The 10,465-nt window shown below is 40.4% G+C and carries 7 protein-coding genes; 4 read left to right on the top strand and 3 right to left on the bottom strand.

The window, feature by feature from the left end; all coding sequences use genetic code 11:
- Positions 1-120 precede the first annotated feature (120 nt).
- Positions 121-468 carry a hypothetical protein gene (locus tag PN499_RS29235; RefSeq protein ID WP_272037141.1) on the bottom strand — a complete coding sequence of 116 codons (348 nt, stop codon included), beginning with the start codon at positions 466-468 and terminating at the stop codon, positions 121-123.
- Between the two features lie 99 nt (positions 469-567).
- On the opposite strand from PN499_RS29235, the gene tmk reads away from it, so the two are divergent.
- From tmk to PN499_RS29220, 3 genes are all read left to right on the top strand, one after another.
- Positions 568-1,221, top strand: coding sequence for a dTMP kinase (tmk, locus tag PN499_RS29230; protein WP_272037138.1), 654 nt, complete (start codon positions 568-570; stop codon positions 1,219-1,221).
- 301 nt (positions 1,222-1,522) lie between these two features.
- The gene (locus PN499_RS29225; protein WP_272037137.1) at positions 1,523-2,482 is read left to right on the top strand and encodes a DNA polymerase III subunit delta'; all 960 of its coding nucleotides are present in this window, start codon (positions 1,523-1,525) and stop codon (positions 2,480-2,482) included.
- Positions 2,483-2,618: 136 nt separating this feature from the next.
- The gene (locus PN499_RS29220; protein WP_272037135.1) at positions 2,619-8,231 is read left to right on the top strand and encodes a trifunctional serine/threonine-protein kinase/ATP-binding protein/sensor histidine kinase; all 5,613 of its coding nucleotides are present in this window, start codon (positions 2,619-2,621) and stop codon (positions 8,229-8,231) included.
- 55 nt (positions 8,232-8,286) lie between these two features.
- Here PN499_RS29220 and PN499_RS29215 read toward each other — a convergent pair whose 3' ends face one another.
- On the bottom strand, positions 8,287-8,925 hold the full coding sequence (locus PN499_RS29215) for a transaldolase family protein (RefSeq protein WP_272037144.1): 639 nt from the start codon (positions 8,923-8,925) through the stop codon (positions 8,287-8,289).
- 267 nt (positions 8,926-9,192) lie between these two features.
- On the opposite strand from PN499_RS29215, the gene PN499_RS29210 reads away from it, so the two are divergent.
- Positions 9,193-9,420 (top strand): hypothetical protein, encoded by a 228-nt coding sequence (locus PN499_RS29210; protein WP_272037133.1) that lies wholly within the window; start codon positions 9,193-9,195, stop codon positions 9,418-9,420.
- A 172-nt stretch (positions 9,421-9,592) separates the two neighbouring features.
- Here the strand turns inward: PN499_RS29210 and PN499_RS29205 are convergent, their stop codons facing one another.
- Positions 9,593-10,270, bottom strand: a complete 678-nt coding sequence (locus PN499_RS29205; RefSeq protein ID WP_272037142.1) for a SanA/YdcF family protein — start codon at positions 10,268-10,270, stop codon at positions 9,593-9,595.
- Positions 10,271-10,465 lie beyond the last annotated feature (195 nt).

The following is a 10,465-nucleotide window of genomic DNA, read 5'->3' as shown; positions in this document are numbered from 1 at the left end:
GTATTTAACCGGACATGATATAACTCCGTCCTCTGGGCGGTATTACGGAAGTTATCGCGGTTGCTATAATTAAAAATTGAAAAGGAAATTTTTAATTTTTAATTTTTAATTTTTAATTCTCTAAATCCCCATGCTTTCAAGGAGTTGCCAGTGACGGTTCTTAACGATCAACTCACTCACGAGCTCGAACATTTGACGGCAATGATTGTTAAATTTCAGCGGCAATTCCTCATTTTTTATTACTAAATCCATGCGGACTTCTGATTGAGAATTTGAGCTTTTATCAATGAGAACTTCCGCAGTGACAAGTTTAGGAATAGAAACTTGACCAGGTAGTTCGCGAGCCATCAGATAGTCCCCACTATCGTAGATAATATCAAGATCGCAAGAGACTAAAATCTCGATTACTAATTGCCGGAGGCGTTCAATCGGAACGGCGACGATAAAGAAACCAGTATAGCGAGCCATAAGAAACTCCAGGCGTGAGGCATCAAACCTCCCCATCATACCGAAGAAGACAGAGAACTACAGAGCAGTAACAATGTATTGGGGCATGAGGATAAGAAAATGGACGGTAAGTTAATTGTATTTGAGGGGGTCGAAGGGAGCGGAAAAACAACGCAAATCGAGCGATCGCGGCTTTGGTTGTTGTCACAGGAGAACAATTGCAAAGTTCCACAAATTGTGGTGACTCGCGAACCAGGAGGTACGGATTTAGGGAAAGGGTTACGAGGGTTACTATTGGAGTCAGGGGGGGAAAATATCTGCGATCGCGCGGAATTGCTTTTATATGCGGCGGATAGAGCTCAGCACGTCGAGGCTGTGCTCAAACCTGAGTTAGCGAAGGGGTCGATAGTTTTGTGCGATCGCTTTACTGACTCGACGATCGCTTATCAAGGATATGGTCGCGGTCTGAGTTTGAGTTTAATTAACCAACTCAATGAAATTGCAACGGTGGGGTTACAAAGCGATTTAACTTTGTGGCTGGATCTTGAGGTGGAGGTAGGTTTGCGTCGCGTGAAGCGTCGGGGAGTGAGCGATCGCATTGAGCAAGCTGATTTAGAATTTCATCGGCGGGTACAGCAAGGCTTTGCTGACTTAGCTACTGCAAATCGCGATCGCATTATCCGGGTAGATGCTAATCGTAGCGAAGAGGAAGTTTCAGAGGAAATTCATCATATTTTCACCCGCAAGTTAAAAGATTGGGGATATAATTGTTAGTTATTGGTTGTTAGTGGTTAGTGGTTAGTGGTTAGTTGTTGGTTTTTAGTTATCGGTTGTTAGTTATTGGTTGTCATTGCGAGCGAAGCGAAGCAATCGCAATAGTTTGAGTTCAACTCTAGGGTTGATAAAAGTTAATTGAGCGGAATTATACTTGAATTGGCTAAGGATGACGCACAATATCTGTCTAGCGACTTACAGACCTTGCGATTGCTTCACTTCGTTCGCAATGACAGAAGCTAATAACAACTAACTACTAACTACTAACTACTAATATAACGACTAACAATTAACAACTATAATGAATTATTTTGCACCAATCATCAGTCAAAATCAAGCAGTAGAATTGCTAACTCAGGCAGTTGCTAAAAATCGAATTGCTCCTGGGTATTTATTTGCTGGTACTCGCGGCGTAGGGAGAAGTTTAGCAGCTCAGTGTTTTATTGAGCTTTTATTCTCTACTAACTTTGGCGATACAAAAGCAATCGCTACTCTTCAAAAACGCATACAAGAACGCAATCATCCCGATTTATTATGGATAGAACCAACTTATCTACATCAAGGTAAACGATTATCAGCAAAAGAAGCAGAAGCCGCAGGATTGAAACGAAAAGCACCGCCGCAAATTCGCTTAGAACAAATTCGAGAAATCGGACAATTTCTCGGTCGCCCACCCTTAGAAGCATCGCGATCTGTCGTAGTATTAGAACAGGCAGAAACGATGGCTGAAAGTGCAGCAAATGGATTGCTTAAAACTTTAGAAGAACCTGGAAAAGCGACACTAATTTTAATTGCACCTGGCTTTGAATCTTTATTGCCAACTCTGGTCTCAAGGTGTCAAAGAATACCATTTTATCGGTTAGATAAAAATGCCATGAAGCAGGTATTACAGAAAACTGGAAATCAGGAAATTGTATCACATCCAGAAATAATGGCAATGGCTCAGGGAAGTCCTGGCGAAGCAATAGAAATTTGGCAGCAACTTGGGGATATTCCTGAAAATTTGCTGCGGAAGGTGCAGCAGCTACCTGAGAGCATTCGGGAAGCTTTGGAATTAGCAAGAGAAATTGATAAAAATTTAGATTCAGAAGCTCAATTGTGGTTAGTAGATTATTTGCAGCATTGTTACTGGAGGAAATTTTTGTCAGGAAAAATCAGAAAATCTCCAGTTCAAATATTAGAAAAAGCGCGGCAATATTTACTGGGTTATGTTCAGTCGCGATTAGTTTGGGAGTGTACATTGATGAGCATGATTAATTAGGGAATTTATTAATTATTTATTCACAAAATATTTATTATTTATACACATTCGTGAGTCTGAAACTTCCCTATTTTCTATTCGCACCATGTAATAATGAAATGGTTGAAGTAATGACCAGTTTTTTTGGTACGAGAAAATGAATGCAATCACTCACATACTGGGCTATCGCATCATAGAACAACTATATGCGGGCGATCGCACCATAGTCTATCGAGCTCTTCAAGAGAGCGATCGCACTCCTGTCGTCATTAAAATACTGCGAAACGAATACCCCAACTTTAACGAACTGGTGCAGTTCCGCAACCAGTATATCATTGCCAAAAATTTTAATCTCTCCACGATCATCAAACCTCTGAGTCTAAAAACATACCAGAATAGCTATGCCCTAGTAATGGAAGACTTTGGTGGAATTTCCCTGTCTACTTATTTGAAGTCAGTAAATACTGAAAACAAACCCTCTAAATTTTTACCTTTAGAAGAATTTCTCAACCTCGCCTTGCAACTAGCAGATACTATTCACTATCTTTACAAAAATAGAGTAATCCATAAAGATATTAAACCCGCTAATATTTTAATTAATCCCGACACCAAACAAATCAAATTAATTGACTTTAGTATCGCTTCCTTGCTGCCAAGAGAAAGCCAAGAAATCCAGAACCCCAATATTCTAGAAGGGACTTTAGCCTATCTATCTCCCGAACAAACAGGAAGAATGAATAGAGGTATTGACTATCGTAGTGACTTTTATTCCCTGGGTGTCACCTTCTATGAATTGTTTGCTGGACAGTTACCTTTTGTTGCAGATGACCCAATGGAATTAGTACATTGTCATCTAGCCAAACAGCCAATTCCCATACATGAAGTCAATGTAGAAATTCCTCTAGTTTTATCGCAAATTGTCAGTAAATTGATGGCGAAAAATGCTGAAAATCGCTATCAGACTGCATTAGGACTAAAACACGATCTAGAGATTTGTCTGGCTCAATTACAAAAAACCGGAAAAATCCCAGCTTTTGAACTAGGAAAGCGAGATATTACCGACAGATTTTTAATTACTGAAAAGCTCTATGGAAGAGAAACAGAAGTTTCCCAACTATTAGCCGCCTTTGAACGAGTTAGTACAGGAAGCCTTGCCCAAAACAACTTCAAAAAAGAGGCTTTAGAAACTTCCACAATTGTTAAGTCAGGCGGGGAGAAATCGCGTTTATCCGGCAGTGAATTAATGTTAGTCGCAGGTTTTTCTGGTATCGGCAAAACAGCGGTAGTAAATGAAGTCCATAAGCCGATTGTTCGTCAACGCGGCTACTTTATTAAAGGCAAATACGACCAATTTCAGCGAAATATTCCCTTTTTGGCTTTTGTGCAAGCTTTCCGCGACTTAATGAGGCAATTGCTATCAGAATCAGAAGCTAATTTACAAACTTGGAAAACCAAGATTTTGTTAACAGTTGGAGACAATGGACAAGTCTTGATCGAGGTAATTCCTGAGTTAGAACGCATTATTGGCCCTCAACCTCCTGTACCAGGACTATCTGGAAGTGCTGCACAGAATCGTTTCAATTTGCTCATGCAAAAATTTGTGCAAGTGTTTACTACCGCAGAACATCCCTTAGTCATGTTTTTGGACGATTTACAGTGGGCAGATAGTGCATCTTTGAAGTTGCTGCAATTATTGATGGAGGATACGGGGCCTTTATTAGTGTTGGGTGCTTATCGAGATAATGAAGTGTCACCCATTCATCCGTTTATGTTGACTGTAGATGAAATTATTAAGTATGGGGCAACAGTGAACACGATTGCGTTGCAACCTTTGAGCCAAAAAGATATGAATCAATTAGTAGCAGATACTCTGAGTTGTGATTTTTTCTTGGCTCAACCCTTGACAGAATTAGTTTATCAAAAGACCAAAGGTAATCCCTTCTTTGCAACACAGTTTCTCAAGTCATTATATGATGATAAACTGATTAGTTTTGACCTCCCTCAGTCCTCCACCACCCTTTCATCCCCCCTTACCAAGGGGGAAAAGAGGGGAGTACAAGGGGGGTGGCAATGCGATATTGCTCAAGTCAAAGCATTAGCAATTAACGATGATGTCGTAGAGTTTATGGCGCTGCAATTGCAGAAATTGCCGAGAGAAACTCAGAATGCTCTCAAACTTGCTGCTTGTATTGGGGCGCAGTTTGATTTGGAGACTTTGGCGATTGTCTCTCAGAAATCGGCAGCAGAAACAGCAACAGTTCTCTGGAAAGCCTTACAAGAAGGATTCATTCTTCCCACTACGGAAATCTATAAATTCTTCATACAAACAGATTCCTTATCTGTCAGCCATTCGGTGGGTAATCCCAGTTACAAATTTCTCCACGATCGCGTTCAACAAGCCGCTTATTTACTAATTCCCGAAAACCAAAAACAAGCAACTCATCTCCAAATTGGACAATTGCTCTTGCAAAATTCTTCAGAGATAGAACACGAAGAAAAACTATTTGATATTGTGGGACATTTGAATTTAGGACAAGAGTTGATTTCCCTACCAAGCAAACGGGAAGAATTAGCTCAACTTAACTTAAAAGCTGCACAGAAAGCCAGAAATTCTACTGCCTACGCTGCGGCAAGAATCTATGTCCAAACAGGAATTGAACTACTGACAGCCAACTGTTGGCAAACTCAATACAAATTGACCTTAAATCTCTATATTGCTGCTGCCGAAATTGCCTATTTGAATGCTGATTTTGAGGGCATGGAACAGATAGCAGCAGAGGTGTTACAAAATGCTCGGACAATTTTAGATAAAGTTAAAATTTACGAAATTTTAATCGTCGCCAAGTCAGCCCAGAGCCAGGTATTAGAAGCCATTGCAATGGGTACAAAGGCACTGGAGCAATTAGGAGTTGAATTTCCCACCACACCTGACGAAGCTTTAATTAGTAAGGTATTACAGAGTATCACTAACCAACAAAGCGGCAGAAAAGTTGAAGAATTAGTAGATTTGCCTGTAATGACTGATGCAAAAACTCTGGCAGCAATGCAACTGTTAGCAGCGTTATTTTTACCCATTTTCCTGGGAATGCCGGGGTTACTGCCCTTACTTAGCTGCAAGATGGTGAGTTTATCGCTCCAGTTTGGTAACACGACTGCATCAAGCACAGGGTATGTGGTTCACGGTATGGTGCTATGTGCCTTTTTGGGAGATGTAGAAACGGGGTATGACTTTGGGAAATTGGCACTTTCCTTGCTTGAAAAATTTAATGCAATCCAAGTCAAATCGATGATTCTAACTATTTTTGGAACATTGATTCAGCATCAAAAAGAACCTCTAAGGGCAACAATAGCTACCCAGAAATGTGGATATACTACTGGTATGGAAACGGGCGATTTTCTCTACGCTGGCATGAGTTTATCATCTTATAGTGCTGCTGGTTTTTGGAGTGGTACTGAACTAAATAGTTTGGACTCAGAGATGACAAGTTATAGCACTGCTTTAGCCCAGATGAAGCAATTTTCTGCCCAGAATTATATAAATATTATACGGCAGACAGCTCAGAGCTTGAAGGAAACAAATATTCAGCCAGATTGTTTGAGCGGTAGTATTTACGATGAAACGCTGATGATTCCCCAGCATCACCACAACAACGATCTAACGGCGCTCGCCAAGGTCTATATTTACAAACTTTTTCTTGCTTACTTATTTGGTAATTATAATGCTGGGAACAACTACATTGCTCAAGCTAAGCTGTATGTGAGGGCAGTACCAGCAATGGTTTTTGTTCCTATTTTCCATTTCTATGCAGCCCTGACACGCTTGGCAGTTTTCCCAGAGTCAGAAATTGAGCAAGCCGAAATTCTAATTCAGGTCGAAAATCATCAAACTACTTTGTACCAGTGTACGCAAAATTCTGGTATGAATCATTTGCATAAATGGTATTTAGTTGAGGCAGAAAAGCAGCGAGTTTTGGGTAATAAAGCAGATGCAATTGAAAACTACGAGCGGGCAATTGCTGGGGCTAAAGAAAATCAATACCTGCAAGAAGAAGCGCTTGCCAACGAACTGACTGCCAAATTCTACCTCGGTTGGGGTAAAGAAAAAGTGGCTCAAGTTTACATGACTGAAGCCTACTACGGCTACACCCGATGGGGAGCAAAAGCCAAAGTTGAAGACTTAGAAAAACGCTATCCTGAATTATTAGTGTCGATACTCAAGCAACCACAAACTAGCCTGAATTTGGGTAATAGTATGGGTAAGTTTTCTACTCAGACTGTCGTTTCTAGCGGTATAAATATTTCATCCCGCCTAGATTTTGCCACCTTTTTAAAAGCTTCGCAAGCCTTATCTAGTGAAATCCAACTAGAGCAACTATTGTCAACTTTGATGCAAGTATTGATGGAAAATGCGGGTGCGGATAAATGTACTTTGATCTTAGTTAAAGGTGATAATCTAACTATAGAAGCAACTGCTCTCTCAAAAGCAAGGGACACAAACAATCAAAATATTTTGCTGCAATCGACACCCGTAGAATCAAGCCAAGAGATTCCTGTTGGTGTAATTAACTATGTTTTCCGTACCAGAGAAACCTTAGTTATTGATGATAAAATGGTTCAAAACTTATTAGCATCTGACTCCTATTTCCTACAGCAACCACCTCAGAGTCTTTTATGTACTCCCATCATTAATCAAGGTAAACTAATTGGGATTATCTATTTAGAAAATCATCTCACGGCTGGAGTATTTACGTGCGATCGCCTGCAAGTTATTAAACTGCTTACTGCTCAAGCAGCTATATCCTTGGAAAATGCTCAACTTTATAGCCAATTAGAAGAGTATTCCCATAATTTAGAGCAGAAAGTAGAAGAACGCACCCAGGAAATCACCCAAAAGGCAACTCAGCTAGAATCAACTCTGGAAAAACTATACTCTACTCAAGCACAACTAATTCAAGCGGAAAAGATGTCAGGATTGGGGCAATTAGTGGCTGGTATTGCTCATGAAATTAATAATCCGATTAATTTCATCTATGGCAATTTGGAACCTGCGAGTGAATATATTACGTCTTTAATTGAATTAAATAATTTATACCAAAAATTGTATCCGCAACCATTACCAGAAATTGAAGAAAAAATTGCTGATATAGAACTAGAATTTATAGTAAATGATTTACACAAACTGCTGTCCTCCATGAAATTAGGAGCAGATCGCATCCGCCAAATTGTGCTATCACTACGGAATTTTTCCCGTTTAGATGAATCAGAAATGAAACCAGTAGATATTCATTCGGGTATTGATAGTACGCTGTTAATTTTGCAGCATCGACTCAAAAATAATAGCAAACATTCAGAGATTACTATAATTCAAGAATATGCTCAACTGCCTTTAGTTAATTGTTATGCGTCGGCTCTAAATCAGGTGTTTATGAACATTATAAACAATGCCATTGATGCTTTAGAAGAATCCCGTACAAATCACCCACCTACCATTATTATTCGGACTGAACTTCAAGAGGCGGACAAGATACTGATCCGCATTAAAGATAATGGTGTAGGTATAAGTGAGCCAGTACGAAATAAGATATTTGAGCCATTTTTTACTACGAAGGCGATTGGCAGTGGTACAGGTTTGGGGTTATCAATTAGCTATTCAATCGTGGTGGAAAAACACGGTGGTCAATTGACTTGTAATTCCGCTCTGGGTGTGGGTACTGAGTTTGCGATCGCGCTTCCGCACCACTCCAAAATCGCGCCACTATTGAAAAACTAATGAGAACAAACATTGAATTTGAAATTATACGAAAATGAATCAATCAGATACGATCTCACCCCAAAATTCCTCGACCATTCTTTGCAAATTCATCAACAGTTTGCTGCGATAACTCGTGAACTGCCATCGCCTGCAATACGTCAAATGGTAGCGTCAAATGGTTTGCACCCGCTTGTAAAGTTGCCACTGCTTCTGCTGGTGATTTCACACTCGCGGCCAAAATCTCCGTATTGCTTCCCCTGAGAACACTTGCCATATCCCGCACTAAGGCAAAACCGTCCCCTAAAAGCCTGGTGGCGCGATTCACATAAGCGATCGCATATTTAGCCCCCGCTGCTGCGGATACCGCCGCCTGCGACGCACCGTATATCGCCGTCACCGCACAAGGAATCTCCGGCGACAAATAGGCCACTGTCTGGAAACCCGCCGCCGTCGCCGGAACCTTGAGCACGGTTTGCCGTCCAATTAATGCAAATGCTGCTTTTCCTTCTGCTACCATACCCTCAAAATCAGAGGCCATTAGCTGGTAATATATCTCCCCAGAAATCAGTTGTGCCAGTTTCTTAAGTGTCGTATCTGGTGGTAAATCGGTCTTCGCTAAAAGTGTGGGATTAGTAGTAATTCCCGATATCCAACCGAACTTACTTGCTGCTTGAGCTTCTGATATAATCGCGGAATCTAGATAAATTGCCATTTTTTGTGTGCCACTCAGTTTTGCAGTTGCCAAACCCTGAATTACCTCTATAGAATAAGGTTGAAGGATTTGCTAGTGACTTTAACTATACCAGTATTAGTGAAAAATTAGGATTAAGTAAAAATAAGATTTTAGTGATATGGGTCACGGAGAGTTTTGACAATTGTCACGGTATCCATAAATTTTCATCACCAAATACCGGATAGAAATAGAGCATCATTGTAGATAGTGGTATGTCTGGAAGAACTCAAGGAGGTGGTTCCGACTATGACCACAGAACTAAATCAAATACCGATAGTTAGCTTACCGGAATCTTCTGTAAAAGCTCAGTTAGAAGACTCAGCGGAAACCGCCCAGGAATTACCTATGACTATTCAACCGACAAACGTAATTGACATCATTGAATCTGCCCAAAACGAGCGTGTGAAAGCTTTTGCCCGTTTAGCGATGACAAGTCTAACTTGGGCTCTGGCAGATATCAATAAATCCAAGTAAACAAGCGATCGCGTTCTCGATCTCAAATTGAGAACACAGACACGCGATCGTTTTCATTTATAGGTAAAGGAAGAAGGAAGAAGAGGAAAGAAGAAAGAGCGGAAATAGAATCTTATAAACAAAATTATGTTTCACGTTGCTGTTTAGATTACAAGATATTTATCTTACATTTTTAATTAGGATCTTTTGTTCCCGGAATACCCTCAAATGACCCCATAAAAGTGGGTGTTGGACGAGTAACGTGAACCTCCCAGAGCGCCTTCACCACTGCAAATACCTCTCGTGTATTATACTGAATCATAGAATTATTACGGAATTTTCCCCAGTCAGGCGTTCCTAAACCCACTGCTTCTACCCCTAACGCACGGCAAGTGTAAACAGCGCGTGGTAAGTGATAAGATTGCGTAATTAAAACGGCTTGTTTCACACCAAAAATTTCTTTCGCCCGATAGCAACTTTCATAAGTGCTGAAGCCTGCATAATCCAAAGTGATATCGCTGTTTGGTACACCTTTTTCCTCAGCGTAAATCATCATTGCTTTCACCTCATTGTAGTAAGGACTGCTGTTATCTCCTGTCATTAAGATTTTGCGAATACGACCCAGTTTGTAGAGATCTACGGCTGCCTGCACTCGATCTGCTAACATCGGAGAAGGTGTACCGTCTGCCCAGACTCCGGCTCCAAAAACGATGGCAACATTTTCAGGGGGAACATTGGCAGGATCGTTGTAGCGGTAAGAATTGGTAAATATTTTTACATAATAGTTTAACCCTATCGGTGTTAGGATTGCCAACCCGATCGATAACAAAAAAATAGAGCGTCCTTGCAGTAAAAACCATTTAGATAGCATATAATTAAAGGCGATCGGTAAAAGGCAAAAAGTAGAATTAGAAACAAGAGCTATATAACTTTCCCAAGACAAGAGATTAATTTTTAGGTACATAGTTGCGCTTGTCTGTCATTTCATATCATATAAATAAGAGGGCTAAAGCATAACTATATACCTTCAGGAATTACGAAAAATATTCGTAACGCCGCCAAAATT

The organism is Kamptonema animale CS-326, from assembly GCF_028330895.1.
GTDB lineage: Bacteria > Cyanobacteriota > Cyanobacteriia > Cyanobacteriales > Microcoleaceae > Kamptonema > Kamptonema formosum.
Note: the sequence above shows the minus strand (reverse complement) of the source record. Positions and strands in the feature narration are given on the sequence as shown.